This window comes from Nocardia sp. NRRL S-836, assembly GCF_001279525.1.
GTDB lineage: Bacteria > Actinomycetota > Actinomycetes > Mycobacteriales > Pseudonocardiaceae > Lentzea.
Genome location: NZ_LGDY01000138.1, coordinates 51,800 through 77,938 on the forward strand (window position 1 = coordinate 51,800; position 26,139 = coordinate 77,938).

Annotated in this window: 26 protein-coding genes; 17 read left to right on the forward strand and 9 right to left on the reverse strand. The window is 68.9% G+C overall.

Annotated features, from left to right (window positions below; all coding sequences use genetic code 11):
* Positions 1–146 precede the first annotated feature (146 nt).
* From recA to ADL03_RS37775, 5 genes are all read left to right on the forward strand, one after another.
* Entirely contained in the window at positions 147–1,193 is a 1,047-nt protein-coding gene (gene recA, locus ADL03_RS37755; protein WP_053738425.1) for a recombinase RecA, read from the forward strand.
* Between the two features lie 8 nt (positions 1,194–1,201).
* On the forward strand, positions 1,202–1,711 hold the full coding sequence (locus ADL03_RS37760; RefSeq protein ID WP_082373815.1) for a regulatory protein RecX: 510 nt from the start codon (positions 1,202–1,204) through the stop codon (positions 1,709–1,711).
* Positions 1,712–1,714: 3 nt separating this feature from the next.
* Positions 1,715–2,329 carry a nucleotidyltransferase family protein gene (locus tag ADL03_RS37765; protein WP_053738427.1) on the forward strand — a complete coding sequence of 205 codons (615 nt, stop codon included), beginning with the start codon at positions 1,715–1,717 and terminating at the stop codon, positions 2,327–2,329.
* A gap of 45 nt (positions 2,330–2,374) precedes the next feature.
* Positions 2,375–2,830 carry a MarR family winged helix-turn-helix transcriptional regulator gene (locus tag ADL03_RS37770; RefSeq protein WP_053738428.1) on the forward strand — a complete coding sequence of 152 codons (456 nt, stop codon included), beginning with the start codon at positions 2,375–2,377 and terminating at the stop codon, positions 2,828–2,830.
* A 109-nt stretch (positions 2,831–2,939) separates the two neighbouring features.
* Positions 2,940–3,740 carry an alpha/beta fold hydrolase gene (locus ADL03_RS37775; RefSeq protein WP_053738429.1) on the forward strand — a complete coding sequence of 267 codons (801 nt, stop codon included), beginning with the start codon at positions 2,940–2,942 and terminating at the stop codon, positions 3,738–3,740.
* A 54-nt stretch (positions 3,741–3,794) separates the two neighbouring features.
* On the opposite strand, the gene ADL03_RS37780 is transcribed toward ADL03_RS37775, so the two are convergent.
* Entirely contained in the window at positions 3,795–4,595 is an 801-nt protein-coding gene (locus ADL03_RS37780; RefSeq protein WP_053738430.1) for a serine protease, read from the reverse strand.
* A gap of 232 nt (positions 4,596–4,827) precedes the next feature.
* Between ADL03_RS37780 and ADL03_RS37785 the strand changes: the two genes are divergently transcribed.
* On the forward strand, positions 4,828–5,595 hold the full coding sequence (locus tag ADL03_RS37785) for an RNA ligase family protein (protein WP_053738431.1): 768 nt from the start codon (positions 4,828–4,830) through the stop codon (positions 5,593–5,595).
* 46 nt (positions 5,596–5,641) lie between these two features.
* Positions 5,642–6,721, forward strand: coding sequence for an AAA family ATPase (locus tag ADL03_RS37790; RefSeq protein WP_197288996.1), 1,080 nt, complete (start codon positions 5,642–5,644; stop codon positions 6,719–6,721).
* A gap of 167 nt (positions 6,722–6,888) precedes the next feature.
* On the opposite strand, the gene ADL03_RS37795 is transcribed toward ADL03_RS37790, so the two are convergent.
* Positions 6,889–8,112, reverse strand: a complete 1,224-nt coding sequence (locus tag ADL03_RS37795; protein WP_197288997.1) for a DUF4142 domain-containing protein — start codon at positions 8,110–8,112, stop codon at positions 6,889–6,891.
* Between the two features lie 91 nt (positions 8,113–8,203).
* Here ADL03_RS37795 and ADL03_RS37800 point away from each other — a divergent pair, with 91 nt between their 5' ends.
* The 3 genes from ADL03_RS37800 (at position 8,204) to ADL03_RS37810 (ending at position 12,104) form a co-directional block, all read left to right on the forward strand.
* Positions 8,204–8,899, forward strand: a complete 696-nt coding sequence (locus tag ADL03_RS37800; RefSeq protein ID WP_197288998.1) for a sigma-70 family RNA polymerase sigma factor — start codon at positions 8,204–8,206, stop codon at positions 8,897–8,899.
* A 4-nt stretch (positions 8,900–8,903) separates the two neighbouring features.
* Complete coding sequence (locus ADL03_RS37805; protein ID WP_053738434.1) at positions 8,904–9,353, forward strand: hypothetical protein; 450 nt, start codon at positions 8,904–8,906, stop codon at positions 9,351–9,353.
* Between the two features lie 222 nt (positions 9,354–9,575).
* The gene (locus tag ADL03_RS37810; RefSeq protein ID WP_197288999.1) at positions 9,576–12,104 is read left to right on the forward strand and encodes a BREX system ATP-binding domain-containing protein; all 2,529 of its coding nucleotides are present in this window, start codon (positions 9,576–9,578) and stop codon (positions 12,102–12,104) included.
* Positions 12,105–12,199: 95 nt separating this feature from the next.
* Here the strand turns inward: ADL03_RS37810 and eda are convergent, their stop codons facing one another.
* Together eda and edd are read right to left on the reverse strand one after the other, a co-directional pair.
* Positions 12,200–12,847 carry a bifunctional 4-hydroxy-2-oxoglutarate aldolase/2-dehydro-3-deoxy-phosphogluconate aldolase gene (eda, locus tag ADL03_RS37815; RefSeq protein WP_231642783.1) on the reverse strand — a complete coding sequence of 216 codons (648 nt, stop codon included), beginning with the start codon at positions 12,845–12,847 and terminating at the stop codon, positions 12,200–12,202.
* Positions 12,848–13,426: 579 nt separating this feature from the next.
* Positions 13,427–15,283 (reverse strand): phosphogluconate dehydratase, encoded by a 1,857-nt coding sequence (gene edd, locus ADL03_RS37820; protein ID WP_053738436.1) that lies wholly within the window; start codon positions 15,281–15,283, stop codon positions 13,427–13,429.
* Between the two features lie 227 nt (positions 15,284–15,510).
* On the opposite strand from edd, the gene ADL03_RS37825 reads away from it, so the two are divergent.
* The 4 genes from ADL03_RS37825 to ADL03_RS37840 all read left to right on the forward strand — a co-directional run bounded on the left by ADL03_RS37825 (position 15,511) and on the right by ADL03_RS37840 (position 19,292).
* Positions 15,511–15,804, forward strand: coding sequence for a hypothetical protein (locus tag ADL03_RS37825; RefSeq protein ID WP_053738437.1), 294 nt, complete (start codon positions 15,511–15,513; stop codon positions 15,802–15,804).
* Positions 15,805–15,903: 99 nt separating this feature from the next.
* Complete coding sequence (locus ADL03_RS37830) at positions 15,904–16,668, forward strand: hypothetical protein (RefSeq protein WP_053738438.1); 765 nt, start codon at positions 15,904–15,906, stop codon at positions 16,666–16,668.
* A 9-nt stretch (positions 16,669–16,677) separates the two neighbouring features.
* The gene (locus ADL03_RS37835; RefSeq protein ID WP_053738439.1) at positions 16,678–18,546 is read left to right on the forward strand and encodes a fumarate reductase/succinate dehydrogenase flavoprotein subunit; all 1,869 of its coding nucleotides are present in this window, start codon (positions 16,678–16,680) and stop codon (positions 18,544–18,546) included.
* Entirely contained in the window at positions 18,543–19,292 is a 750-nt protein-coding gene (locus tag ADL03_RS37840) for a succinate dehydrogenase/fumarate reductase iron-sulfur subunit (protein WP_053738440.1), read from the forward strand. The genes ADL03_RS37835 and ADL03_RS37840 overlap by 4 nt, the downstream gene beginning before the upstream one ends.
* On the opposite strand, the gene ADL03_RS37845 is transcribed toward ADL03_RS37840, so the two are convergent.
* Entirely contained in the window at positions 19,279–19,944 is a 666-nt protein-coding gene (locus ADL03_RS37845) for a response regulator transcription factor (RefSeq protein ID WP_053738544.1), read from the reverse strand. The genes ADL03_RS37840 and ADL03_RS37845 overlap by 14 nt on opposite strands.
* A 260-nt stretch (positions 19,945–20,204) precedes the next feature.
* Here ADL03_RS37845 and ADL03_RS37850 point away from each other — a divergent pair, with 260 nt between their 5' ends.
* Positions 20,205–20,537 carry a hypothetical protein gene (locus ADL03_RS37850; protein ID WP_053738441.1) on the forward strand — a complete coding sequence of 111 codons (333 nt, stop codon included), beginning with the start codon at positions 20,205–20,207 and terminating at the stop codon, positions 20,535–20,537.
* A 63-nt stretch (positions 20,538–20,600) separates the two neighbouring features.
* On the opposite strand, the gene ADL03_RS37855 is transcribed toward ADL03_RS37850, so the two are convergent.
* From ADL03_RS37855 to ADL03_RS37870, 4 genes are all read right to left on the reverse strand, one after another.
* Positions 20,601–21,470 carry an amino acid ABC transporter permease gene (locus ADL03_RS37855; RefSeq protein WP_053738442.1) on the reverse strand — a complete coding sequence of 290 codons (870 nt, stop codon included), beginning with the start codon at positions 21,468–21,470 and terminating at the stop codon, positions 20,601–20,603.
* Positions 21,467–22,114, reverse strand: a complete 648-nt coding sequence (locus ADL03_RS37860; RefSeq protein WP_053738443.1) for an amino acid ABC transporter permease — start codon at positions 22,112–22,114, stop codon at positions 21,467–21,469. The genes ADL03_RS37855 and ADL03_RS37860 overlap by 4 nt, the downstream gene beginning before the upstream one ends.
* Before the next feature lie 78 nt (positions 22,115–22,192).
* Positions 22,193–23,089, reverse strand: a complete 897-nt coding sequence (locus ADL03_RS37865) for a glutamate ABC transporter substrate-binding protein (RefSeq protein WP_053738444.1) — start codon at positions 23,087–23,089, stop codon at positions 22,193–22,195.
* 40 nt (positions 23,090–23,129) lie between these two features.
* Complete coding sequence (locus ADL03_RS37870) at positions 23,130–23,858, reverse strand: amino acid ABC transporter ATP-binding protein (protein ID WP_197289017.1); 729 nt, start codon at positions 23,856–23,858, stop codon at positions 23,130–23,132.
* 159 nt (positions 23,859–24,017) lie between these two features.
* Between ADL03_RS37870 and ADL03_RS37875 the strand changes: the two genes are divergently transcribed.
* Together ADL03_RS37875 and ADL03_RS37880 are read left to right on the forward strand one after the other, a co-directional pair.
* Positions 24,018–24,692, forward strand: coding sequence for a response regulator transcription factor (locus ADL03_RS37875; RefSeq protein ID WP_053738445.1), 675 nt, complete (start codon positions 24,018–24,020; stop codon positions 24,690–24,692).
* A 55-nt stretch (positions 24,693–24,747) separates the two neighbouring features.
* Positions 24,748–26,133: a sensor histidine kinase KdpD gene (locus ADL03_RS37880; protein WP_053738446.1), complete on the forward strand. Its 1,386-nt coding sequence runs from the start codon at positions 24,748–24,750 to the stop codon at positions 26,131–26,133.
* Positions 26,134–26,139 lie beyond the last annotated feature (6 nt).

Below are 26,139 nucleotides of genomic sequence, written 5' to 3' on the forward strand. Positions count from 1 at the left end.
CTCACGGTTCGGAGCGCCGCGTGTGCTCGAACACGTGTTCGGCTACAGTGGCTCCGACCCCCGGCTTCGCAAAATTGTCAGACCCCGCCAGTAGCGTCAGGTCCAACATGACGAAGCAACGGCAGACGACAAAAGGTGGACCCAAGATGGCACCCGCAGCACCCGACCGGGACAAGGCGCTCGAGCTGGCCCTGGCGCAGATCGACAAGCAGTTCGGCAAGGGCTCCGTGATGCGCCTCGGCGAGGAGGGCCGCGCCCCGATCGAGGTGATCCCGACCGGTGCGATCGCGCTGGACGTGGCGCTCGGCATCGGTGGTCTGCCGAGGGGCCGCGTCGTCGAGATCTACGGTCCGGAGTCCTCCGGTAAGACGACCGTGGCGCTGCACGCCGTGGCGAACGCCCAGAAGGCCGGTGGCATCGCGGCGTTCATCGACGCCGAGCACGCGCTCGACCCGGAGTACGCGAAGAAGCTGGGCGTCGACACCGACGCGCTGCTGGTCTCCCAGCCCGACACCGGTGAGCAGGCCCTGGAGATCGCGGACATGCTGGTCCGCTCCGGCGCACTCGACATCCTGGTCATCGACTCGGTCGCCGCCCTCGTGCCGCGCGCCGAGATCGAGGGCGAGATGGGCGACAACCACGTCGGTCTGCAGGCCCGCCTGATGAGCCAGGCGCTGCGCAAGATCACCGGTGCGCTCAGCGCGTCCAACACGACCGCGATCTTCATCAACCAGCTGCGCGAGAAGATCGGCGTGATGTTCGGCTCCCCGGAGACCACGACCGGTGGTAAGGCGCTGAAGTTCTACGCCTCCGTGCGTCTGGACGTGCGCCGCATCGAGACCTTGAAGGACGGCGGCGAGCCCGTCGGCAACCGCACCAGGGTCAAGGTCGTGAAGAACAAGGTCGCGCCGCCGTTCAAGCAGGCCGAGTTCGACATCCTCTACGGCAAGGGCGTCAGCCGCGAGGGCTCGCTCATCGACATGGGCGTCGACCAGGGCATCCTGCGCAAGTCCGGTGCCTGGTACACCTACGAGGGCGACCAACTGGGCCAGGGCAAGGAGAACGCCCGCAAGTTCCTGCTGGACAACCCGGACATCGCCAACGAGGTCGAGAAGCGCATCAAGGACAAGCTCGGCATCGGCGCCACCCTCGACGCCGACGAGACGGCACCCGCCGCTCCCGTCGAGTTCTGAGGTGGGCGTTGGACGAGGCTGAGGAGCAGCGCAAAGCGCGTGACATCTGCTACGCGCTGCTCACCGCTCGTGCCCGGTCCCGGCGTGAGCTGCACGACGCGTTGCTGCGCAAGGGGATCAGCGCCGGTGTGGCCGAGGTCGTCCTCGGGAAGTTCGACCGCGCCGGCCTGATCGACGACGTGCAGTTCGCCGAGATGTGGGTGCAGTCGCGGCACAACTACAACGGCCTGGGCCGCCGTGCCCTCGCCATGGAGCTGCGCCGCAAGGGCGTCGCCGACGAGGTGGTGGCCGAGGCCGTCGCCGCCGTCGACGGTGAGGCCGAGGAGGAGAAGGCACGCGAGCTGGTCCGCAAACGGCTGCGCACGATGTCCGGTGTGGACGAGACGGCGAAGATCCGCCGGCTCGTGGGGGCGTTGGCGCGCAAGGGATACGCGGAAGGGCTCGCGTACCGGGTGGTGCGCGACGAGCTGCGGGCGGCCGGCGACGACGCCGCGGCGCTGGACGAGACCTGGTCCTAGCCCGTGCTCGGCCGGCTTCCCCTGGACGACCAGCTCCGGGCGTTGCGTGCGGTCCTCGCCCGCAACGAGCTGCTGGTGGAGGTCCTGACCCGCGCGACGCGGCTGGACCTCCCGGGCTGGTACCTGACGGCGGGCTGCGTGGTCCAGACGGTGTGGAACGTCGTCACCGGCCGCCCGCCGGCCGAGGGCATCAAGGACTACGACCTGTTCTACTTCGATGGCACCGACCTCGGCTGGGACGCCGAGAACGACGTCATCCAGGCAGGCGCGCGGGTCTTCGGCGACCTGCCGGTGGTGGTCGAGATCCGCAACGAGGCCCTCGTGCACCTCTGGTACTTCGATCGGTTCGGGGTGCCCTGCGCACCCCACACCTCGACCGAGGCGGCGATCGACTCGTTCGCCGCCACGACCTGCTGCCTGGGCGTCCGCTTGGACGGCGATGGCCGGTGGCGGGTCTACGCGCCGCACGGGCTGGCCGACGTGTTCAACCTCGTCGTCCGCCCCAACCCGGTGCTCGCTCCCCGCGATGTCTACGAGGCCAAAACCCGGCGGTGGCGCGAACAGTGGCCGGAGCTGACCGTGTTGCCCTGGCCCGAACCGGCGGTCGGCGCCCGGTAACCGACTTGGCCGCTTGACCGGTTCGTCACGAGTAGCCTGAACGTCGTGAGCACCACTCCCGACGCGCCGTCCGCCGTGACCCCCACGGTTTCCGACCTGCTCTGCTTCGACCTCTACACGACGTCGCGGGCGGTTACGGGGTTCTACCGGCCGATCCTCGACAAGGCCGGCATCACCTACCCGCAGTTCCTGGTGATGCTGCTGCTGTGGGAGCGGGACTCGCGGCCGATCAGGGAGCTCGTCCAGGAACTCGACCTGGAGTACAGCACGCTGTCGCCGTTGATCAAACGGCTGGAGAAGAGCGGGCTGCTGGTGCGCGTCACCCATCCCGACGACGAGCGCTCGGTGCTCGTCCAGCTCACCGACAAGGGCCGTGAGCTGCGGTGGATCGGTGCGGAGATGACCAACCAGCTGGGCCAGGCGCTCGGTATGGACGCCCAGGAGATCGCGGTGCTGCGCAAGGCCCTGCACCGGGTGAAGCACGGCGCCGAGCGTCAGTGAGCTGAATTACATCGCGTACGAGGTATCTCGTCCGGTAAGTTACATCGTGCACGACCTAATCGAGCGCGATGCACCACCGGAGCTGGTGCCCGACGAGAGTGAGAGAGCAATGCGAGTTCGTAAGGTGTTCGCCGTTCTTGGGACGCTGCTGGCGCTGGCTGCCGTTGTTCCGTCGGGTGCCGGTGCCGCGGAGGAGACCGAGAAGTCCGGTGCCAAGAAGCCGACGGTCGTGCTGGTGCACGGCGCGTTCGCGGACGCCTCCAGCTGGAACGGCGTCGTGGAACGTTTGCAGCGCAAGGGTTACCCGGTCATCGCGGTGGCGAACCCGTTGCGCGGCCTGACCTACGACGCGAACTACCTGCGCAAGGTGCTCGCCTCGATCGACGGCCCGGTCGTGCTCGCCGGCCACTCCTACGGCGGCATGGTCGGCTCGCAGGCCGCGCTGGGCAACAAGAACGTGAAGTCGCTGGTGTACGTCGCGGCGTTCGCGCCGGAGAAGGGCGAGAGCGCGCTGGAGCTGTCGAACAAGTTCCCCGGCAGCACGCTCGGCGACACGCTGCAGACCATCGACCTCGGCGACGGCACCAAGGACCTGGTGATCCAGCAGGACAAGTACTGGCAGCAGTTCGCGGCCGACGTCCCGCGCCGGGAGGCGACGCTGGCGGCGGCGACCCAGCGGCCGGTCAACGACTCGGCGCTGACCGAGGGCGCCGGCGACCCCGCGTGGCACGCCATCCCGTCGTACTTCGTGAACGCGGGCAAGGACAAGAACATCCCGGTCGCGGCGCAGCGGTGGATGGCCGAGCGCGCCCACGCCAAGGCCGTGGTCGAGGTCCGCGACGCCTCGCACTCGGTGGCCGTGTCGCACCCGGAGACCGTGGCCGACCTGATCGTCCGCGCCGCCCGGTAGGCGTGCGGACCAGGAAGCCGGGACGCTGCAGGGGCGTCCCGGCTTCCGCCGTGCCTAGGGCTTCGCGACCGTACAGCCAGGCAGCGACAGGTCCAGCGTCGTTCCCGGTCCGAAGCAGGACACGAAGCTGTACGTCTGCTGGCCGTAGTTGATGCCGCGCCGGACGGTGACCTGACCGGCGGCGTCGACCTCGCAGGGGTTGTTCAACGTGCAGCGGCCGCCGCTCTCGTTGCCGGTGTTGTTGACGCCGACGACCTTGCCGCTGACGTTGTCCACGATCGGCGAGCCTGAGGTGCCACCGATCGTGTTGCACGCCGAGGTGTAGCGGATGGAGTCGCGCCAGGTCCAGGCGTCCTCCTTGAGCTGGTGCACGAAACCGTCGATCTGGCAGGAGTAGATCCGCTTCCAGTAACCGGAGACGACGCGGATGTCCGTCTGGGCGACGGGGTGCGTGGCCGACAGCTCCAGCGCGCGGCTGCCGTACTGCTGCTGGATCTGGCCGTAGGTCGTGTTGAGCTGGTAGAGCGCGGCGTCCGTGCCCGTCATCGTCGCGTAGACGAGCTTGGTGCCGGTGAGGGTCGCGATCTTGGTGCCGGCGCCGTTGAGCAGGCTGAAGCTGCGCGAGACCGCCTGGCCGACGATCACCTCGCCCGCCTTCATGAACTTGACGCAGTGCCCGTTCGTGAGCACGAGCGCCTTGTCCGTCGCGGCCGAGGACGGCAGGCGGACCAGCGAGCCGGAGCAGTTGTTGAGCGCCACGATGCCGGTGAAGTCGACAGCGGCCTGGGCGGGTGCCACCGTCACGCCGAGCGCGGCGATCGCCGCGAGCAGGGATCCGATGAGTCGTCGTGCCATCGCAGGGTCCTTTCGGGAAAGGGCATCCAACGGGCCAGCGTGTACGGATCGTAGCCGCGCCGCTACCTTCGGAAGTCGGGTGCCGCGTGCTCGTTAACTCGAACGAGTGAGGTCGCGAGCTTGGTGGTGAGTGCGACGGCGCTGCCCGGCGGCCCTACGCCCACGACGTGGCGCTCGTTGGTCAGGCATAAACCATTCGCCCGCAGCCGCCAGGACGGGTTACAAATCGGGCATGTTGCGCAAGTACCCGCGGACGCCCCACCTGGAGGGCTCGCGCCTGCAACCGGGCGACGAGGACCTCGACCAGGTGCCGTTCCGTGCGATCGCGGGACGGCACCTGGTCGTCGAGGAGAAGCTCGACGGTGCCAACGCGGGCATCAGCTTCGCCCCGGACGGGACGCTGCGGCTGCAGTCGCGCGGCCACTTCCTGACCGGTGGGCCGCGGGAACGGCAGTTCGCGCCGTTGAAGGCGTGGGCGGCGACGCACCGGGCGGTGCTGCACGAGCGGCTCGGCTCGCGGTACGTGCTGTACGGGGAATGGTTGTACGCCAAGCACACCGTGTTCTACGACGCGTTGCCGCACCACTTCTGCGAGTTCGACCTGCTGGACCGGGAGACCGGTGGGTTCCTGTCCACTCCGGAACGGCGGCGGCTCCTCGCGGGCACGCCGGTGGTGTCCGTGCCGGTGTTGCACGAGGGGTCGTTGCGCACGCTCAAAGAACTGAAGGCGTTGATCGGGCCGTCTTTGTGCCGCACACGGCGATGGCGTGACGTACTGGTCGAGGCGGCGCGCTCGGCCGGACAAGACCCGGATGTCGTTGCCGCGGAGACGGATTCGCACGATGACATGGAAGGCCTCTACATCAAGGTGGAGGAGGGCGGGCGCACGGTCGAGCGGTACAAGTGGGTGCGGCCGACGTTCCTGACCGCGGTGCTGGACTCGGGCAGCCACTGGCAGGACCGGCCGATCCTGCCGAACCGGGTGTTGGACCGTGTTTGAGGCGTTGTGCCCCGTTGGTCCGTTGTGGACGTTGGACTGGGATGCCGTGCGTGACGCGTTCGCGTGGGTACGGGCGATGGAGGGTGTACCGCAGGACTCGGTGCATCACGCCGAGGGTGACGTTGCGACGCACACGCGCATGGCGTGCGAGGCGTTGGCGCAGCTGCCGGAGTGGCGGGCTCGACCGGAGGCCGACCGGGTGCGGTTGTTCGCGACGGTGTTGCTGCACGACGCCGCGAAGCCGTTCCGCACGCAGGTCGTGGACGGGCGGATCACCGCGCACGGCCACTCGCGGGCCGGGGACCTGCTGGCGCGCCGGCTGCTGTGGGAGATGGGGCGGCCGATCGAGTGGCGTGAGCACGTCGCGGCTCTGGTGCGCCACCACCAGGTGCCGTTCTGGGCGTTGGAGCGGCCCGACCTCGACCGCATCGCGTTCCGGGTGAGCCTGCTCGCGCGCAACGACGACCTGGCGACGCTCGCCCGTGCCGACATCCTCGGCCGGATCTGCGGTGACGCCGAGTCGGTGCTGGAGAACATCGCGCTGTTCGAGGAGTACTGCCGCGAACGCGCCTGCCTGGACCGGCCGCGCGAGTTCCCGTCGAATCACGCGCGGTTCCAGTACTTCCGCACGCCGGGCCGCGACCCCGGCTATGCCGCCTATGACGACACGCGCGTCGAGGTCACCGTGTTGTCGGGACTGCCCGGTGCCGGCAAGGACCACTGGATCGCCACGCATCGGCCAGGCTGGCCGGTGGTGAGCCTCGACGCCGTGCGCACACGGCTCGGTATCGCGCCCGATGGCGACCAACGGGCCGTCGCGGCAGCGGCTTTCGAGGAGGCGCGCATGCTGCTGAGGGCGGGGGAGCGGTTCGTGTGGAACGCGACCAACGTCTCGCGCCAGCTGCGCGACCGGTGCATCGGGCTTGCGGCGGACTACCGCGCGCGGGTCACGCTCGTCGGGCTGGAGGCACCGAAGGACGTGATCCACGCCCGCAACCGCTCCCGGCCCGAACCGGTGCCGGCTGTCGTGATCGACCGGCTCGTCGACAAGTGGGAAGCCGTCGACCCAACCGAGGCGCACGCCGTTGAACGGGTAGATACCTCGCTCGCCTCGACATGCAAGTAGCTCTCCTAGCACCTCTCACCATAGTTATGACAACAGTTGCACCGCTGTGACCTGCTTCTTTGCAATGACTCTTTGGACGACCGCAAATGAACGGTTGCAAAGGTCAGCAAAGTGAGCTGGCTGGCGAGAGAACTGATATATCGGGTGGCGAGGGCGCACCCGATATATCAGCGGCGGTGCTCGCCGTGATGGCCCACGGCGCGGACGAGCCAGAGTGCGCCGGCGCCCGCGGCGACGAGGGCGACGATGCCGGTGAGGAGGCCGATGCTCGGGGAGGAGTCGTCGGGGGTGGCGGGGGTGCTCTGGCGGGGCTGGGCGACGGGAGGGGCTTCGGTCATCTGCAGGGACGTCGCCTTCACCAGGCCGGTGCTCTCCAGCAGCAGCATGTGCTTGAGGAGAAGGGTCAGGCCGGTCTGCGCGGCGGCGCGAACAGGGGTGCTCCTGGTCGACGCGCGGGCTTGGGCGACCTGGACGACGAGCGAGCCGTCGGCGGCGCGGGCCAGGTTCGCGTACATGCGGTCGAGCTCGCCGCCGGAGCTGGACGAGACGGCGTTCGCCCACGACTTCTGCTCGGTCGTCGGTTCGGCCGGCAGGTTCACGCCGAGCTGGGTGGCGGCCTGCGTCACCGCCTGGGCCAGCTGGGCGTGCTCGGCGGCGAGCTGGCCCGCGACCTTGCGGACACGTGCGTCCTTGCCGCGGTCGGAGGCTTCCCGGCTGGTCGGTTTCTGCCACAGCGAATGCTGGGCGAGCTGCACCAGCATTTCCCGGTCCGACGGTTCCACGTTCTGACCGACGACCCGCACCGAGTTCACCTGTGCCTTGGCCGTCACCAATTCGAGCGCGGACGGGTCGACCAGGCCTGTGTTCTCCAGCGTCGTCATCGTGCGAACCAACATTTGCGCTGTTTGGTGGGCGAGCGTGCGAATAGCGGTGTTCTGAGTAGTCGCGCGCGTCTTCGTGGCCGTCACCAAAAGGCTGCCTTGGGTCTTTCGCACGATCGTCGCGTAGGCGCGGTCGTGGTTGTCACCGGTGCGTTCGGCCATCTCGCGGATGAGTGAAAGGTGTTCACTGCTCGCGTCGTTCGGCAGCACCACGCCGAGTTCGCCGGCGGCTCTGAGCAAATCGACGTCAAGTCGTGAATGCGCTTCGAAGATGTCTTTCGCGGCGTTGTTCACGGCCGCGTTGGTGGTTCGGGAAGGAGTGTCCTCGCTCACCGGAACCAGCCATGAGTCGGATTGGCGGAGAGAAATCATGAATTGACGGTCGGTGGTCTGCACATCGGTCGACTGGCCGTGTGCCGGAATGATGCCGAGAAATCCCCAGGAAAACGCTGCGGACAGCAGGGTGAAAAGCGTTGCTCTCCTGCCCAGTGTGTCCAACCGGTGACGCATGGTGCCCGTACCTCCCCGTGTTCGAGCTGGCTTCGAAGGTGATACGTGCAGGTCGAGTGGTAGTTCACGACCCGTCACCAAGGTGCATGTGATGTGCATCACAGCAAGTGTGGCGAACCATTCGATGATGATTTACGTAACCGAGAGCTTTTCGTGTTCACGGGGTACTATCGGCGAGATTCCACACTCGGCCACCGAGTCGCTAGGACTGCCGCCCGAAGCGAAGCCGTCGCCGATATTCGGGGAGGTCGTACGCTTCATGGCTGACCAGGGCAAGGTCGCACGAGCCCACCAGGACGAGGAATTGCTCGCGCTGCTCTACGGGCAGTTTCAGCGGGTGCTGTTCTCGCAGGTCCTGTGCCTGACCAACTACGACCGGCAGTGGACGGAAGACGTCGTTCAGGAGACGTTGATCAGGGCGTGGCAGAACTCGGCGCACCTTGTCCGTGAACCCGGGATGTTGCGTGGCTGGCTTTGTACTGTCGCTCGTCGCATTGTGATCGACGGATGGCGCAGCCGACAGGCGCGTCCGCAGGAAGTGGAATTGTTGCGCCCGGACATCGCCGAATCTCCGGATGACACCGAACAGACACTTTCCGTCATGGTCATTACCGATGTGGTACGCCAATTGAGCGACGAACACCGTTCAGCTATCTACGAGACGTATGTCGTGGGCCGGACGGTGAAGGAGGCGGCAATCGTTCTGGGAGTCCCGGAAGGAACCGTCAAGTCCCGGCTGTACAAGGCGATGCACACGATCCGCCGGGCGCTGCAGGACAGGAGCTAGTGCGATGGTGACACGTCGACCGGGACACGAGCACGCGCACGACGAGCATGATCGGGACGACACCGAAGAGGCCGGGAACCGCGCAGGCGAAGGCTCATGCGGTGATGTCGCGGCGTACGTGCTGGGGGTGCTGGACCCGGTGCAGTGGGAGGCCTTCGCCCGGCACCTAGCCGGGTGCGAGGGCTGCCGGCTCGACGTGGCCGACTTCGGCACGTTCACGCCCGTGCTGCGGCAGTCCGTCAGCTCGCTCGGTCCACCGGTCACGAGCCGGCCGTGCCGCGTCACGCGCAGCATCCTGCTGGTGGCGGCGGGCATCATGGTGGCGGTGGCCGCGGTTCTCTCGGTGGTGGAGTCGCTCGCGCCGCACACCGACGACCCGGTCGGGCTCGGCAGCCTGCTCAGAGCCGACGGCGTGTCGGTGAGTGCCCCGTCCGACCTGTTCCGGCAGGTGTGAGCGAGTGAGCACGCGGGCCAGGCGGAGCCACCCGCGCACCAGCCTGGCGAAGATCATCGCTGCTCCCCGGCTCGGCTCCCGAGCAATGGACAGTTCCGTCAACCGTTACCTGTGGGTAAGTTTGCCCGACGGCGAAGCGCAGGTCTCTACGGCCCGCACCGAAGGAACACCGAACCCTTCGAGCCGCGGTCCTCTCGGTACCGAAGGCAGAGGCAGGCAGAGGTGACATCTCCACTACTCGGTCGGGACGCGGAGCTCGCGACTCTCGGACGGTTGCTGGACGACGCGCTGGAAGGCGTCGGGTCCTGCGTGGTCGTCGCCGGCGGTTTCGGGATCGGCAAGACGGCGTTGCTCGACGCGTTCAGCGCGGAGGCCCGTGAGCGAGGCTTCACCGTCCGGCTCGCCAAGAGCTCCCGGCTGGAGAGCCACCTGCCCGGTGCCGTCGTCCGGCAGCTCGCGCCGTGCCTGGCGAACGAACACGACCTGGAGGAGCTCTACGCCCGCGCGGCCAACTCCGCCCGCAGGGCCCCGATGCTCATGGTCGTCGACGACGTGCACGTCGCGGACACCTTCTCCAAGCGCGCACTCGCCTATCTGCGGCCGCGGCTGCAAGGCCTGCCGGTCGTCATCGCACTCGGCGCGTCGCAGGGCTACCTGTCCACCGACGAGGTCACGCTGCCCGAGATCGCCGGCGCCCACCCCCGGCGGATCGACCTCGACGGCCTCGACGTCACCACCATCGCGCAGCTCACCGACCGCGACCCGGTCCGCTGCCATGAGCTCACCGGCGGCAACCCCTACCTGCTGCATGCCTTGTTCCGCGAGGAGGGCGAGGGTTCCGCCGCGGTCGGCGAGATGATCGGCATGCGGCTGCGCGAGTACAGCGGCACCGCCGAGGTCGCCAGGTCCGCCGCGGTGCTGGACGCCGACGCGGGCCTCGACCTGCTGTCCTCGCTCACCGGGTTCGACGCGCTGCCCGCCGTCGACACGCTCGTCCGCCTTGGCGTGCTCGCCGACACCGACCCGCTGACGTTCCGGTATCCGTTCGTGCGCAACAGCATCCTCGCGGACATGCCCGTCGCGGTCCGTTCCGCCGCGCACGCCCGCGCCGCCTGGCTGCTGTTCGAGTCCGACGCCCCCGACGAACGCGTCGCCGAGCACGTGCTGAAGGCCAGGTCCGTTCGCCTGCCGTGGTCCGTGGACCTGCTGCGCGAGGTCGGCGGCGTCGAACACCTGGAACGGGCGCTGGAGGAACACCTGTCCGAAGAGGACCGGCTGTCGATCGAGGTCGAGCTCGGTCACGCCGAGCACCTGGGGGACAACAGGCTCGGCCGGGACCGCGTGCGTGACGCGTTGGTGCGGTGCGAGGACCCGCAGCTCGCCGCGACCGTGGCGCTGTCGTTGATCCAGCGCATGTGCACCGGCTCGGACGCCCACTTCGCGGTGTCGCTCGCGATCATGGTCATCGCGCGGTTGCTTCCGGAGGACCGCGGCCTGGTCTGGAACCTCGTCTGCACCACCTACCTGCTCTCCGCCAACCGCGACGTGCGGATGGCGAACTGCGCGGGCAAGTACTTCGACGACCTCGTCGGTGAGGTCCCGCGGGACCCGGACCTGCGGCGCGCGCGGTCGGCGTTGCTCGCGGTCGGCAACGCCCGCGGCGGCGACTCCGCCGCCGAGGCCGTCGGGCACGCGCTGGAAGCACTCGAAGGCGGCTGGGTCGACGCCTTCGGCGCGCCCTACCTGTTCACGTTCCTGGTGCCGGTGCTCGGCGACGACCCCGAGCACATCAACAAGCTCTGGCTCACCCACAGCACCGCGCCGGTCTCGCACGACCCGCACCTGCGCCGCGGCATGCTGAGCATGATCGCCCGTGCCTGCGCCTTCCACAACAACGGCGACCTCGCCCGCGCCTACACGTTCCTGACGCCTCCGGTCTCGACCGGCAACCTGGACTGCCCCGCGGTCCTGCTGGCCACCGCGAAGCTCGCCGAGGTGTGCGTCGAGATGGGGCAGTTCGACGAGGCCGCCCCGCTGGTCACCGCGGACGGCGACCTGTTGCAGCACATCAACGTCGTCTACGCGCGCGGCCGCCTCAAGCTCGCGTCGTGCCACGCGGAGGGCGCGCTGGAGGACCTGCTGGAGGCCGGCCGGCGCCTGGCCGAGCGGGAGATGCCGAACCCGGCCCTGGTGGCGTGGCGGCACCACGCCGTGCGCGCATACCTCGCGCTGGGCAACCGCGACGACGCCGCCCGGCTCGCACACGAGGAGCTCGACCTGGCCAAGCGCTGGGGTTCGCCGCGGGTGGTGGGGACCGCGTTGATGAGCGTCGGCATCAGCACCGACGACGTCGACGTCCTCCTCGAGGCCGAACAGGTGCTCGCCACGACACCGCACCGGCTGCTGCACGCGCAGTCGTTGTACTGGCTCGGGCACCACCTGCGCCGCAAGGGCCGCACCGACGCCGCGGCCCCGCACCTGCGCCGGACGTTCGACCTGGCCCGGCAGCTCGGCGCGCATCCGCTGGCCAAGCTCGCGGGTGACGAGGTGCGTGACGAGGACGACCAGGTGCAGGGCCTGACCAAGCAGGAGAACCGGGTCGCGCGGATGGCGGTGCAGGGGCTGACGAACCGGCAGATCGCCGAGACCCTGCACCTCACCCGCCGCACGGTCGAGCTGCACCTGTCGAGCGCCTACCGCAAGCTCGGCATCACGGGACGGGCTGAGCTCGTCGCCGCCCTGTGGTCCTGACGACGACCAGCGACGCCATCAGGACTACGGTCATTTTTGACGACCGGAACCTGCCGAACTCGCCTGCCGCCGGTCTCGTGGGTTCGTGGCCTGGTTTACCCGAGCTGGCTCGCCTCGCGGGCGAGGGTCTCGACGCGGTCCCAGTCGCCAGCCTGCAGGGCGTCCTTGGGGGTGAGCCAGGAGCCGCCGACGCAGCCGACGTTGGGCAGCTTCAGGTAGTTCGGCGCCGTCTGCGCGGTGATGCCGCCGGTCGGGCAGAACCGGACGTGCGGGATCGGGCCGCCGATCGACTTCAGATAGTCGACGCCGCCCGCCGCCTCGGCCGGGAAGAACTTGAGCGCGGTCAGGCCGCGCTCGACCAGCCGCATCACCTCGGACACGGTCGCGGCACCCGGCAGGTACGGCAGCCCGGTCGCGTCCGCGGCGTCGAGCACCCGGTCGGTTGTGCCGGGCGTGACGAGGAACGCCGCCCCGGCCTTCGCCGCCTGCTCGGCGTGCTCGGGCGCGGTGACGGTGCCCGCGCCGATCACGATCTCCGGCACCTCGCGGGCGACGTTCTCGATCGCGGCGAGCGCGGCTGGCGTGCGCAGCGTCAGCTCGATGACGCGGACGCCACCGCGCAGCAGCGCCTGGGCCAGCGGCACCGCGTGGTCGGCGTCGTCGACCACGACGACGGGGATGACGGGCGACAGCGCGAGCAGGTCCGCGCCGGTGGTCGCCCTCGAAATGTCACCGCTGGTCACTGGTGCTCTCCTTGATCGAAAACCGATATATCGCAGGCCGTTCGTCGCTCACCTTGCTTCAGCCGTCCCGCAGATGCAAAGCGGTTGCGAGCTGCGCAACCGGCGTCGCCATGCAAAAAACGTTTGCGGACGACCGCAAACGAGTCGTTGCAAAGGTGGGTGGAGCTGGCCGGTGAGGCGTGGGGCGAGCTGGAACGGAGGGCTGGAGGGGTAGTTGCAACGAAACGTGGGACGAGCTCGGGCGTTGGTGCGGACAAGCTCGTCCGGCGAGCTGAGACGAACTCGTCGCCCGAGTTTGGAGACGAGCTCGTCGGTCCGAGCTCGGGGGCGAGCTCATCGGCTTGAGCTTGGGGACGAGCTCGTCGGCTTGAGCTGGCGACGAGCTCGTCGGAGCTGCGGGTTGGAACGAACGTGACGGACCGGCTGGTGCGACGAGCTCGTCGGGCGAGCCGGTCGACGCCTGGTGGCCAGCTCCCCGCCGAGCTTCGCCGCGCCTTAGCAATGACTCGTTTGCGGCCGCCCGCAAACGTACCGTTGCTAAGGCGCAGGTCAGCTGCGGCGGGATGAGCAATGGGCCGGTCAGTGGTGGGTGACGGGGGCGAAGTGGTCGGCGGTGATGGGGCCGAACACGGTGGCTCCGCGGTCGGCCGGGCCGACGGTGCGGCGCAGGGCGGCGAACAGTTCGCGGCCCGTGCCGACCCACTCGCGGCCGGTCGGCGGGAAGTCCACGAGCGGGCGTTCCGCGAGCTCCTCGGCGCTCACCTGGACCTCGAGCGTGCCCGCGGTGGCGTCGAGACGGACGACGTCGCCGTCGCGGACCCGGCCGAGGGGGCCGCCGACCGCGGCTTCCGGGGTCAGCTGGATGGCTGCCGGGATCTTGCCGGAGGCGCCGGACATGCGGCCGTCGGTGACGAGCGCGACCTTGTGGCCGCGGTCCATCAGCACGCCCAGCGGTGGCGTGAGCTTGTGCAGTTCGGGCATGCCGTTGGCCTGCGGGCCCTGCTGGCGGACGACGACGACCACGTCGCGGTCGAGCTCGCCGGCCTTGAACGCCTCCTGGAACGCCTCCTGCGTGGTGAACACGCGGGCCGGCGCCTCGACGACGTGGTTCTCCTCTGCCACCGCGGACACCTTGATGACCGAGCGGCCGAGGTTGCCCGACAGCATCCGCAGGCCGCCGTCCGCGGCGAACGGGTTCGAGGCCGGGCGCAGGACGCTCTCGTCGAGGCTGTGACCGGGGCCGTCCAGCCACACCAGCTCGCCGTCGACCAGCGCCGGCTCCTGGCGGTAGCGGTCCAGGCCGAAGCCGACGACGGTGGTGACGTCGCCGTGCAGCAGGCCCGCGTCGAGCAGGGTGCCGACCACGAACTGGACGCCGCCCGCCGCCTGGAAGTGGTTGATGTCGGCGCTGCCGTTGGGGTAGACCCGCGCGATCAGCGGCACGATCGCGGACAGGTCGGAGAAGTCGTCCCAGCTCAGCTCGATGCCCGCTGCCGCGGCGATCGCCACGAGGTGCATCGTGTGGTTGGTCGAGCCGCCGGTCGCCAGCAGCGCGACGACGCCGTTCACGACGGCCTTCTCGTCGACGACGTGCGCGATCGGGGTGTACGACTCGCCCTTGGCCATCTCGACGGCGCGACGGGCCGCGTGTTCCGTCAGCGCCTTGCGCAGGCCCGTGCCCGGCGGCACGAACGAGGCGCCCGGCAGGTGCAGGCCCATGACCTCGACGACCATCTGGTTCGAGTTCGCGGTGCCGTAGAACGTGCAGGTGCCGGGGGAGTGGTAGGACGCGGCCTCGGCGTCGAGCAGCTCCTCACGGGTCGCCTTGCCCTCCGCGTAGAGCTGGCGGACGCGGGCCTTCTCCTTGTTCGACAGGCCCGACGCCATCGGGCCCGCGGGCACCAGGATCGACGGCAGGTGGCCGAACGACAGCGCGCCGATCAGCAGGCCCGGCACGATCTTGTCGCACACGCCGAGCAGCAGCGCGGCGTCGAACATCTCGTGCGACAGCGCCACGCCGGTCGACATGGCGATCACGTCACGGCTGAACAGCGACAGCTCCATGCCCTCGCGGCCCTGGGTGATGCCGTCGCACATCGCGGGCACGCCGCCGGCGAACTGGGACACGCCACCGGCGGCCCGCACGGACTCCTTGATCCAGGCCGGGTACTCCTGGAACGGCTGGTGCGCGGAGAGCATGTCGTTGTACGACGACACGATCGCGATGTTCGACTTGCGCAGCGCCCGCAGCGCCGCCTTGTCGCCGCCGGTGATCCCGGCGAAGCCGTGCGCGAGGTTGCTGCACGCGAAGCCGGACCGGGACGTGCCGTCCTGCGCGGCCGCGGCCACTCGTTCGAGGTAGATGCGGCGGGAGTCCGCGCTGCGCGCGGCGATCCTGCGCGTCACCTCGGTCAGTACGGGATGCACATCGCTCATGGAGGTCTCCGGGTCATCACGGGCCGTGGTGGGGCCCTTACGAGACGACAACGGTGGCGTCCCACGTACGGGCGTGACGCCACACACAGTAAGTCATGGCTGGTCGCCGACACAAAAACGATTCAGTAGGTGGGAGGCGGCCAGTGAGGAATCTTGGCGTGTGGTGCTTGTCACATGGCTTGAGATTGGGCAGAGTGCGGGGCACGACCTTGGAACGGAGGTGTCCCATGACGTCCACGGAGATCGTCGAACTGCGCCGGGTCATCGGACAGATGAGGCACTGCGTCAGCTCGCTGCGCGCCCGGTACGGCGACGTGGCGGCGGTGCAGCGGCTCGCCAACGACGTAGAACGCATGGACATCGACGCCACCGACCTCGTCGACCTCAGCAGCACGCCGAGGCAGCGCGAAGCGCCTCGGGTGGAACGCGAGGTCGTGGTCGTGCCTGACACGCCTTACGACGAGTCGTTGTGGAAGGACGCAGACGACGAAGGACTCGGTGGCTACCGCAACCGGACCTGATCCGAGCTGAGCACACGGCCCCCGCCTGACGCGGGGGCCGTGTGCGTTTCCTTTTGGCCGGCGTTCCCACAACGGCGTGGACCCCCAGAAAGGTGAGCAATGGCGAGGGCAGAGATCGCCGCCAGGACTCTGCGCACGGATCGATGGTGGTTGCCGCCGCTCACGACATTCGTCGGGCTGCTGCTCATCTCGATCTACGCGGCGTTCCGCACGTTCCAGGGGGACTACTACTGGGTCGACCAGTACCACTACCTCACACCGATGTACTCGCCGTGCCTGACCGAGGAGTGCGTGCCGGCCGCGTCGCACTTCGGCCAGTGGTTCCCGGCACTGCCCGGCTTCCTCACACCGCCGGTGATCATCATCCCGTTCCTGCTGGGCTTCCGGATCACCTGCTACTACTACCGCAAGGCCTACTACCGGGCTGCCTGGGCGTCACCGCCCGCCTGCGCCGTGGCCGAGCCGCACGCGAAGTACACCGGTGAGACCCGGTTCCCGCTGATCGCGCAGAACCTGCACCGCTACTTCTTCTACGCGGCCTCGCTGCTGCTGCTGATCAACATCTACGACGCGCTGCTCGCGTTCGGCACCGGTCTCGGCCTGGGCAACCTCATCCTGCTCGTGAACGTCGGCCTGCTCGGCGCGTACACGCTGTCGTGCCACTCGTGCCGCCACATCGCCGGGGGCCGGCTGAAGCACTTCTCCAAGCACCCGGTCCGGTACTGGGCGTGGACGCAGATCTCGAAGCTCAACAACCGGCACATGCAGCTCGCGTGGGCCTCGCTGATCTTCGTCTGCCTGACCGACCTCTACGTCGCGCTGGTCGCCTCGGGAACGATCTCCGACCTCCGCTTCATCAACTAAGGAGTGGTTTTGCCCGAGCTGGAAAGGCATTCGTTCGACGTCCTCGTGATCGGCGCCGGCGGTGCCGGTCTGCGCGCCGCGATCGAGGCCCGTGAGCACGGCATGCGCACCGCCGTTCTCTGCAAGTCGTTGTTCGGCAAGGCCCACACCGTGATGGCCGAGGGCGGGATCGCCGCCGCCATGGGCAACGCGAACGAGAGCGACAACTGGCAGGTGCACTTCCGCGACACCATGCGCGGCGGCAAGTTCCTCAACAACTGGCGCATGGCCGAGCTGCACGCCCAGGAGGCACCGCAACGGGTCTGGGAGCTCGAGACCTACGGCGCCTTGTTCGACCGCACCAAGGACGGCCGCATCTCGCAGCGCAACTTCGGTGGCCACGAGTACCCGCGCCTCGCGCACGTCGGTGACCGCACCGGCCTCGAACTGATCCGCACGCTGCAGCAGAAGATCGTGTCGTTGCAGCAGGAGGACTTCAAGGAGCTCGGCGACTACGAGGAACGCCTGCGGGTGTTCCAGGAGTTCACCGTCACCGAGCTGGTCAAGGACGGGGACAGGATCGCCGGCGCGTTCGGCTACTGGCGCGAGTCCGGCCGGTTCGTGCTGTTCGAGGCACCGGCGGTGATCCTCGCGACCGGCGGCATCGGCAAGTCGTTCAAGGTCACCTCGAACTCCTGGGAGTACACCGGCGACGGCCACGCGCTGGCCCTGCGCGCCGGCGCCTCGCTGATCAACATGGAGTTCATCCAGTTCCACCCCACCGGCATGGTCTGGCCGCCGTCGGTCAAGGGCATCCTCGTCACCGAGTCCGTGCGCGGTGACGGCGGCGTGCTGCGCAACTCCGACGGCAAGCGGTTCATGTTCGACTACATCCCCGAGGTGTTCAAGGACAAGTACGCCGACAACGAGGAGGAAGCCGACCGCTGGTACACCGACCAAGCGGCCAACCGGCGCCCACCGGAGCTGCTGCCCCGCGACGAGGTCGCCCGCGCGATCAACTCCGAGGTGAAGGCCGGGCGCGGGTCACCGCACGGCGGTGTCTTCCTCGACGTGTCGACCCGGCTGCCCGCCGAGGAGATCCGCCGCAGGCTGCCGTCGATGCACCACCAGTTCAAGGAGCTGGCCGACGTCGACATCACCGCGCAGCCGATGGAGGTCGGCCCGACCTGCCACTACGTGATGGGTGGCGTCGAGGTCGACCCGGACACCGGATCCTCCTCCGTGCCGGGGCTCTTCGCCGCCGGCGAGGTCTCCGGCGGCATGCACGGCTCGAACCGGCTGGGCGGCAACTCGTTGTCGGACCTGCTGGTCTTCGGCCGGCGCGCGGGCGCGGGCGCCTCGGAGTACGTGCGGTCCATGACCGAACGCCCGGTGGTCGCGGACGACGCCGTGACCGAGGCGCGGGCCACCGCGTTGAAGCCCTTCCAGCAGGAGGGCGGCGAGAACCCGTACACGCTGCACATGGAGCTGCAGCAGTCGATGAACGACCTCGTCGGCATCATCCGGCGTGCGGGCGAGATGGAGGAAGCCCTGCAGCGCCTGGAGAAGCTCAAGCAACGGGCGCGGTCGCTCACCGTCGAGGGGCACCAGCAGTTCAACCCGGGCTGGCACCTCGCGCTCGACCTGAGGAACATGCTGCTGGTGTCGGAATGCGTCGCGCGGGCCGCGTTGCTGCGGACCGAGTCACGCGGCGGGCACACCCGCGACGACCACCCCTCGATGGACGCGGAGTGGCGGCGCAAGCTGCTGGTGTGCACGGCTTCCGGTGACGGGGCGGTGGTCGAGGAGAAACCGCAGATCCCGATCCGGTCCGACCTGCTCGACCTGTTCGACCGCACCGAGCTGGAGAAGTACCTCACCGCCGAGGAGCTGTCATGAGCTACCAGGGGAAGTTCCGGGTGTGGCGCGGCGACGACACCGGTGGCGGCCTGGAGGACTTCACCGTCGAGGTCAACGAGGGCGAGGTCGTCCTCGACATCATCCACCGGCTGCAGGCCACCCAGGCACCGGACCTCGCGGTGCGGTGGAACTGCAAGGCCGGCAAGTGCGGGTCGTGCTCCGCGGAGATCAACGGACGGCCGCGGCTGCTGTGCATGACCCGCATGTCGATCTTCCAGGAGTCGGAGACGATCACGGTCACGCCGATGCGGACGTTCCCGATCATCCGCGACCTGGTGACCGACGTGTCCTTCAACTACACCAAGGCCCGCGAGGTGCCGTCGTTCGCGCCGCCGAAGGACCTGGCGCCGGGCGAGTACCGGATGCAGCAGGTCGACGTCGAGCGCTCGCAGGAGTTCCGCAAGTGCATCGAGTGCTTCCTGTGCCAGAACACCTGCCACGTGGTGCGTGACCACGAGGAGAACAAGGAGGCGTTCTCGGGGCCGCGGTTCCTGATGCGCGTGGCGGAGCTGGAGATGCACCCGCTCGACACCGCGGACCGCGTGGACCAGGCGCAGGACCAGCACGGGCTCGGTCTCTGCAACATCACCAAGTGCTGCAGCGAGGTGTGCCCCGAGCACATCCACATCACCGACAACGCGCTCATCCCGATGAAGGAACGCGTCGCCGACCGCAAGTACGACCCGATCGTGTGGCTGGGCAACAAGCTGTTCAGGCGGTCCTAGCGACGAGCTGCGGCGTGACCAGCCCGGACTCGTAGGCCGTCACCACGGCCTGCGCCCGGCTGGTCAGCCGCAGCTTCGTCATCACGCGGTTGAGGTGCGTCTTCACCGTGCCCTCGGTGACGGTCAGCCGGGCCGCGATGTCGGCGTTGGTGATGCCGGTGCCGACCAGCCGCAGCACCTCGCGTTCGCGGCCGGTCAGCTCGCCCAGGCCGGGCAGGGAGGACGGTGTGGCGGCCGCGTCGGCACGCAGGTAGGCCGCGACGAGCCGGCGCATCACCGCGGGGCTGAACTGCATCTCCCCGCACGCCACGGCGGTGATCGCGGCGAGCAGCCTGGCCGGTTCCGACTCCTTGAGCACGAACCCGGCGGCACCCAGCCGCAGCGCCTCGCAGACGTGCTCGTCGAGGTCGGACGTGGTCAGGATCAGCACCCGCGCCGGTGACCCGGACGCCACTATGCGTTCCAGCGCGGCGAATCCGGTCATCCTCGGCATGCGGACGTCCATCAGGACCACGTCCGGCCCCGACGACTCCGCCAGCCGCACGGCCGTGTCGCCGTCAGCGGCCTCGCCGACGACGGTCATGCCGGCTGCGGCGTTCAGCAAAGCGACCAGGCCCGCGCGGAACAACGGCTGGTCGTCGACTACGAGCACGCGCGTCACAACGCCCCTGAACCAGGTGACGTCACCGCGGTAGTTCCCCCAGGTGGCAGATCCTGGCGCGTCCCCGCACCCCGGGCAAGCCGTGACCGGGATCGGCGGGTGTGATTGCTGCCAATGGCGGTGAGCTCGTCACCGTCGTGGTCAGCCGAGTGGACGAACGCGACCCGCCGGCGGCATACCGCCAAAGTTGACGGAAGTTCTACTCGTCGTGCGACGACCGGGGTGCGCGGGCCTCATTACATTGCGCGGTCATGCTCCTCGTCGCCGCATCGGCCATGTCGTCCGCCACGGTCTCCGGAGCGGTGGGCGGGGGCATCACCTGGGGCCGGGTGGCGCGCGCGATCACCGTGGCCGGTTCCGGTGTCCACCTGCGGGTCACGGCCAGCCCGGTGGATCTGGAGGTCTGGTGGTACCGGTGCGACGACCGCGCGGTCGGTGGCGTGCCCGTGCTGTTTCGCGCCGGTGACCGCACGCGCCGCCGCATCGGTGGCGGCTTCCGCGCCGGCACGCGGTTTTGCCTCGCCGTCCGCGGTGCCGCGCCGGGTTCGTGGCACGGCATCGTCGACTGGAACGTCCACTCCTGACACCGCCGCAACGGAAACGGGGCGCGTCCGAAGTGGACGCGCCCCGTTCCGGTCAGCCGGGCGTCAAGCCTGGTGGTCGTTCGCGACGACGACCAGCGCCGCCTTGTCGTCCTCCAGCGCGATCACCTTCTTGTTGCGGCGGTTGCGCTTCTCCAGGTAGTGCGCGAACCACGTCAGCAGCAGGCACAGTCCGATGTAGATGGCCGCGACCACGATCATCGTCGGGATCAGCGGACGCCCGAACTGCAGCTGACCACCGATCTGACGGCCCCAGTACAGCAGCTCCTCGAACGTGATGAGGAAGCCGAGCGCGGTGTCCTTCAACAGCACGACGAGCTGGCTGATGATCGTCGGCAGCATCGCGCGCAACGCCTGCGGCAGCAGCACGAGCACCATCACCTGCGTCTTGCGCATGCCCAGCGCGTACGCGGCCTCGCTCTGCCCCCTGGGCAGCGAGTTGATGCCCGCGCGGAACACCTCGGCGAGCACCGACCCGTTGTACAGCATGAGGCTGAGCACGACGGAGGTGAAGGCGGTGAGCTTGATGCCCGTCGCCGGCAGGCCGTAGTAGAAGAAGAACATCATGATGACGAGCGGGATCGCGCGGAACAGCTCGACGATCACGGCGGCGGGAGCGCTGACCCACCGGTGGTCCGACAGCCGGGCCGCGGCGAAGACCGCGCCGAACGCGAGCGCCAGCACCGCGCCGACCGCGAAGGCGGCGAGCGTGCGGCCGAGCGACTCGACCAGCGAGATCTGGATCTGCTTGTACTCGATCCAGCTCCACTTGCGGCCCTCGAACTGCCCGGTGTCGACGAAGCGCCAGATCACGTAGCCGAGGAACGCGGCGATCGCGGCGACACCGACGACCGCGAGCAGCCGGTGCCGGACCCTGGCACGCGGGCCGGGGACGTCGAAGAGGACGGTGGTCATCGGGCCACGCTCCAGCGCTTTTCGAGAACCCGCTGCAGGAACGTCAGCGGCAGGACCAGCAGGACGAAGATGCCGGCGACCCACAGCATGCCGACCAGCGTGCTCTCACCGGCCTCCGACAGCGCGTCGCGGATGGCACCCGCCTCCCGGACCGAGAAGCCCGCCGCGACGGTGGTGTTCTTGAGCAGTGCGATGAACGTGCTCACCATCGGCGGGACGACCGACCGCATGGCCTGCGGCAGCACGATGCTGCCGATCATCTGGGTGAACGTGAGCCCGAGCGCCCTGGACGCCTCCGCCTGGCCGACCGGCACCGTGTTGATGCCCGACCGGACGACCTCGCAGACGAACGCCGACGTGTAGATCGACAGCGCCACGACCGCGGCGGTGAAGAACTCGAACTTGATGATCTCCAGGTACGGGTACGCGAACACGAAGAACACGAACACCAGCGTCAGCGGCGTGTTGCGCACCACCGTGACGTACAGCGTGCCGACCCCGCGGAACACCGGGACGGGGCTGACGCGCAGCATGGCCAGGAAGACACCGGCCAGCAGTGAGATCACCGCGGAGAACGCGAACAGCCGCAGCGTTTCCCCGAAGTGAGCCACGAAGAGGTCGAGATTGCGGGTGAGGACGCCCATCGATTTCCTTGCCGTCGTCCGTCGTCAATGGAACGGCCGGTGAACCCGCCGTGCGAGTTCACCGGCCACAAAGGAACGTCAGTACTTCTCGAGGGTCGGGTGCTTGCCCTCGGCGCCCGACTTGCCCAGCGTGTTCTTGTAGATGTCGTCCCACTTGCCGTTGGACAGCGACTTCTCGAGGACGTCGTTGATCTTGTCCCGGAGCGCCTTGTCGTCCTTGGCGAGACCGATGCCGTACTTCTCCGTGGAGAACGTCTTGCCGACGACCTTCAGCTTGTCCGGCTCGGCGGCCGCGTAGCCCTTGAGGATCGCGTCGTCGGTGCTGACCGCGTCGACCTCACCGTCGAGCAGCTTCGTCACGCACAGGGAGTAGTTCTGCAGCTCGACGACGTTGGTGTCGGGCTGGACCAGCTTGTCCTCGCGCAGCTTCTTGGCCGGCGTCGAACCCGTGGCCGAGCAGACCTTCTTGTCCTTGATGCTGTCCGGCCCGGTGACGGCGGTGTTGTCCTTCTTCACCAGGAGGTCCTGGCCCGCGATGTAGTACGGGCCGGCGAAGGACACCTTCTCCTTGCGGGCGGCGGTGATCGAGTACGTGCCGACGTAGTAGTCGATGTCGCCGTTGATGATCGCCTGCTCGCGGGCGGCGGACTGGATCGTCTTGAACTGGATCTTCGACTCGGGGTCGAAGCCCAGCTGCGCCGCGATCAGCTTCGCCATGTCGACGTCGAAGCCGGTGTACTTGTTCGTCGTCGGGTCCTTGAAGCCCAGACCCGGCTGGTCCTCCTTGACGCCGACCACGAGCGAGCCACGCGACTTGATCTTGTCGAACGTCGGCGAGCCCTCGACCTTGACGTCCTTGGCCACCTCGAAGACGCCGGCGGGCGCCGCCGTGTCGGTCGGGCTGCCTTCCTTGCCACACGCGGTCAGGGCGAGGCCGCCCACCAGCAGTACCGCCGTAAGGGCGCGAACCCTCATCGTCCTTCTCCTGCCATTCGTTCGAAAAGTGAGCTGACTTCTAGTGAGTCAGGATCTTGCCAAGGAAGTCCTTCGCGCGGTTGGACTTCGGGGCCGAGAAGAACTCTTCCGGCGTGGAATCCTCGACGACCTCACCGTCGGACATGAAGACCACCCGGTCCGCGGCCTTGCGGGCGAAGCCCATCTCGTGGGTGACGACCAGCATCGTCATGCCGTCCTTCGCGAGGCCGGTCATGACGTCGAGCACCTCCTGGACCATCTCGGGGTCCAAAGCGGAGGTCGGCTCGTCGAACAGCATGACCTTGGGCTTCATCGCGAGGGCGCGGGCGATCGCCGCGCGCTGCTGCTGGCCACCGGAGAGCTGCGCGGGGAACTTGTCGGCCTGGTTGGCGATGCCGACGCGCTCCAGCAGCTCCATCGCGGTCCTGCGCGCCTCGGAGGCCGGCGTCTTGCGCACCTTCACCGGCGCGAGCATCACGTTCTCGACGATGGTCTTGTGCGCGAAGAGGTTGAAGGACTGGAACACCATGCCGACGTCGGCACGCAGGCGAGCCAGTTCCTTGCCCTCCGCGGGAAGCGGCTGGCCGTCCACCTCGATGACACCGGAGTCGATCGGTTCGAGGCGGTTGATGGTCCTGCACAGGGTCGACTTGCCGGAACCCGACGGCCCGAGCACGACCACGACCTGCCCCTTCGGCACCTCCAGTTGCACGTTCTTGAGCACGTGCAACGGGCCGAAGAACTTGTCCACACCCGCCACACGAATCATCGGCGGGGCAGAGGCGGCAGTCATCCAGTCCTCCATGAGGGGTCGTCGGCGTTGGCGGAAACCTAGGTGTCCGCCACCACACCAGTCCAGGACATTGAGCAAGACTTAGGGTCTCAACTCTGTCACAGGCGGAGATCGGTTGCCCGGGAGGTAGCGAAAGTGCGCGTGCTGCTGGTCGAAGACGACGACCGGGTCGCGGAGGCGCTGGTCCCCGCCCTGACCAGGCGCGGTTTCCACGTGGACCGGCAGGCCACCGGGCGCGGCACGCTCGACCGGCTGGCGGGCGTCGACGTGGTGCTGCTCGACCTCGGACTGCCCGACATGGACGGTGTCACGCTGTGCCGCGCCATCAGGGCGGCCTCCGACGTGGCCATCATCGTGGTGTCCGCCCGCGGTGAGATCGACGACCGGATCCTCGGCCTGCACGCCGGAGCCGACGACTACCTGGTCAAGCCCTACGACGTGGGGGAGCTGGTGGCGCGGGTGCACGCGGTGCGGCGGCGGCGTGGCGCCGACCCGGTCGCGCCCGGCTCGTCGTCGACGGAGGTGTTCGAGACCGGGGACGTGCGGGTCGACCTGGGCCGCCACGAGGTCACCGTCGCGGGTGAATCCGTGGCTCTCTCGCGCAAGGAGTTCCAGGTGCTCGCGCTCGTGATGGCGGCCGGTGGCGCGGTGTGCACGCGGGAGCGGATCCTCGCGGAGGTGTGGGGACGGACCTGGTCCGGTGCGAACCGGACGCTGGACGTGCACGTGGCGACGCTGCGCACCAAGCTGGGCCGGCCCTCGTTGCTCGAGACCGTGCGCGGCGTCGGGTACCGGCTGGGTCAGGCGTGAGTCCGGCGTGCCCCGCCTTCCGCTACCGGGCCCCGGTGCGGTTGGGTGACTTTCCGTGAGGTCTCGACTGCTGGGCGTCGTGCTCGCCCTGATCGTGCTGGTGCTCGTCGGCCTGGGCGTGCCGCTGGGCCGTGGAGTCGCGGCGGCAGAGCAACAGGAGATGTTCCTCGACCGGCTGACCGACACCAGCCGGTTCGCCTCGCTCGCGCAGCGGCCGCTGATCGACGACCGGCCGCACCTGATGCTGGCCGAGCTGCAGCGCTACGACGACATCTACGGCATCGGCGTCGCGGTCGTCGCCCGTGACGCGCCGACGGTGCCGTTGGTGGCGTCACGCCACGACCTCGCGCTCGGAGACCCCGCGGTGCAGGAGCTGATCGGCAAGGCGCTGGCGGGACGGCTGCCGGTCGCGCCGCCGTTGTTCATGCCGTGGAGTGACACCCAGGTGGTGCTGGCCGAACCGGTGCTGGTCGACGGCGAGGTGCGCGGCGCGGTGATCACGTTCTCACCGACGTCGAAGACCCGCTTCGAGGTCCTGGCCTGGTGGGGCCTGCTGCTCGCGGCGAGCCTGCTCGTGCTGGCGCTCGCGGTGCTGCTGGCACTGCCGGTGGTCCGCTGGACGCTGCGCCCGGTGCAGGCGCTCGACGACGCGACCGGCAAGCTGCTCGCCGCCGTGGTGTCGGGCCGGCCGGTGCCGCCGGTGGGCGCCGAGAGCGGCCCGCCGGAGCTGCGCCAGCTCAGCCGGTCGTTCGACCAGATGGCCGCGAACGTCGGCGACGTGCTCGCCGCCCAGCGCGCGTTCGTCGCCGACGCCTCGCACCAGCTGCGCAACCCGTTGACCGCGTTGAAGCTGCGACTGTCCAACCTGGAGGGACACGTCGACGCCGACGCCGAGGTGCACCAGGTCGAGGCGCTGAGCGAGACCGACCGGCTGAACCGGATCCTCGACGAGCTGCTCGCGATGGCCCGCGCCGAGTCCAGCTCCGTGGACCCGGTGCCGGTCGACGTCGACCGGTCCGTCGCCGCCCGGCTCTCCGCGTGGCAGGCCGCCGCGGCCGCGAAGGAGGTGCACCTCGTGCTCGACGGCGAACGCGTCGGCATGGCACTGGCCCCGCCGCGCGGCGTCGAGACGGTGCTGGACGCGTTGCTCGACAACGCCCTCAAGTTCACGCCCGAGGGCACGCTCGTCATCGTCGACGTCCGCAAGGCCGGCGACCTCGTGCGCCTGTCGGTCGCCGACCACGGCCCCGGCCTGCAACCCGACGAGCTCGACCGCGCCACCGACCGGTTCTGGCGCAGCCCCGCCCACCAGAACGTCCCCGGCTCCGGCCTCGGCCTGTCGATCGTGCGGCTGGTGGTCGAACGCGTCGGCGGCGCCGTCCGCCTGGAGTCGCCGGACGACGGCGGGCTCAAGGTCGTGATCGAGCTACCGGCGGTCTGACGGCTC

Coding starts and splice junctions, on each gene's coding strand:
- recA (WP_053738425.1), top strand. CDS start 147: ATGGCACCCGCAGCACCCGACCGGGACAAGGCGCTCGAGCTGGCCCTG.
- ADL03_RS37775 (WP_053738429.1), top strand. CDS start 2,940: ATGCGAGTTCGTAAGGTGTTCGCCGTTCTTGGGACGCTGCTGGCGCTG.
- ADL03_RS37780 (WP_053738430.1), bottom strand. CDS start 4,595: ATGGCACGACGACTCATCGGATCCCTGCTCGCGGCGATCGCCGCGCTC.
- ADL03_RS37785 (WP_053738431.1), top strand. CDS start 4,828: ATGTTGCGCAAGTACCCGCGGACGCCCCACCTGGAGGGCTCGCGCCTG.
- ADL03_RS37795 (WP_197288997.1), bottom strand. CDS start 8,112: ATGCGTCACCGGTTGGACACACTGGGCAGGAGAGCAACGCTTTTCACC.
- ADL03_RS37800 (WP_197288998.1), top strand. CDS start 8,204: ATGTGCATCACAGCAAGTGTGGCGAACCATTCGATGATGATTTACGTA.
- ADL03_RS37805 (WP_053738434.1), top strand. CDS start 8,904: ATGGTGACACGTCGACCGGGACACGAGCACGCGCACGACGAGCATGAT.
- edd (WP_053738436.1), bottom strand. CDS start 15,283: ATGAGCGATGTGCATCCCGTACTGACCGAGGTGACGCGCAGGATCGCC.
- ADL03_RS37825 (WP_053738437.1), top strand. CDS start 15,511: ATGACGTCCACGGAGATCGTCGAACTGCGCCGGGTCATCGGACAGATG.
- ADL03_RS37830 (WP_053738438.1), top strand. CDS start 15,904: ATGGCGAGGGCAGAGATCGCCGCCAGGACTCTGCGCACGGATCGATGG.
- ADL03_RS37840 (WP_053738440.1), top strand. CDS start 18,543: ATGAGCTACCAGGGGAAGTTCCGGGTGTGGCGCGGCGACGACACCGGT.
- ADL03_RS37850 (WP_053738441.1), top strand. CDS start 20,205: ATGCTCCTCGTCGCCGCATCGGCCATGTCGTCCGCCACGGTCTCCGGA.
- ADL03_RS37855 (WP_053738442.1), bottom strand. CDS start 21,470: ATGACCACCGTCCTCTTCGACGTCCCCGGCCCGCGTGCCAGGGTCCGG.
- ADL03_RS37860 (WP_053738443.1), bottom strand. CDS start 22,114: ATGGGCGTCCTCACCCGCAATCTCGACCTCTTCGTGGCTCACTTCGGG.
- ADL03_RS37865 (WP_053738444.1), bottom strand. CDS start 23,089: ATGAGGGTTCGCGCCCTTACGGCGGTACTGCTGGTGGGCGGCCTCGCC.
- ADL03_RS37870 (WP_197289017.1), bottom strand. CDS start 23,858: ATGATTCGTGTGGCGGGTGTGGACAAGTTCTTCGGCCCGTTGCACGTG.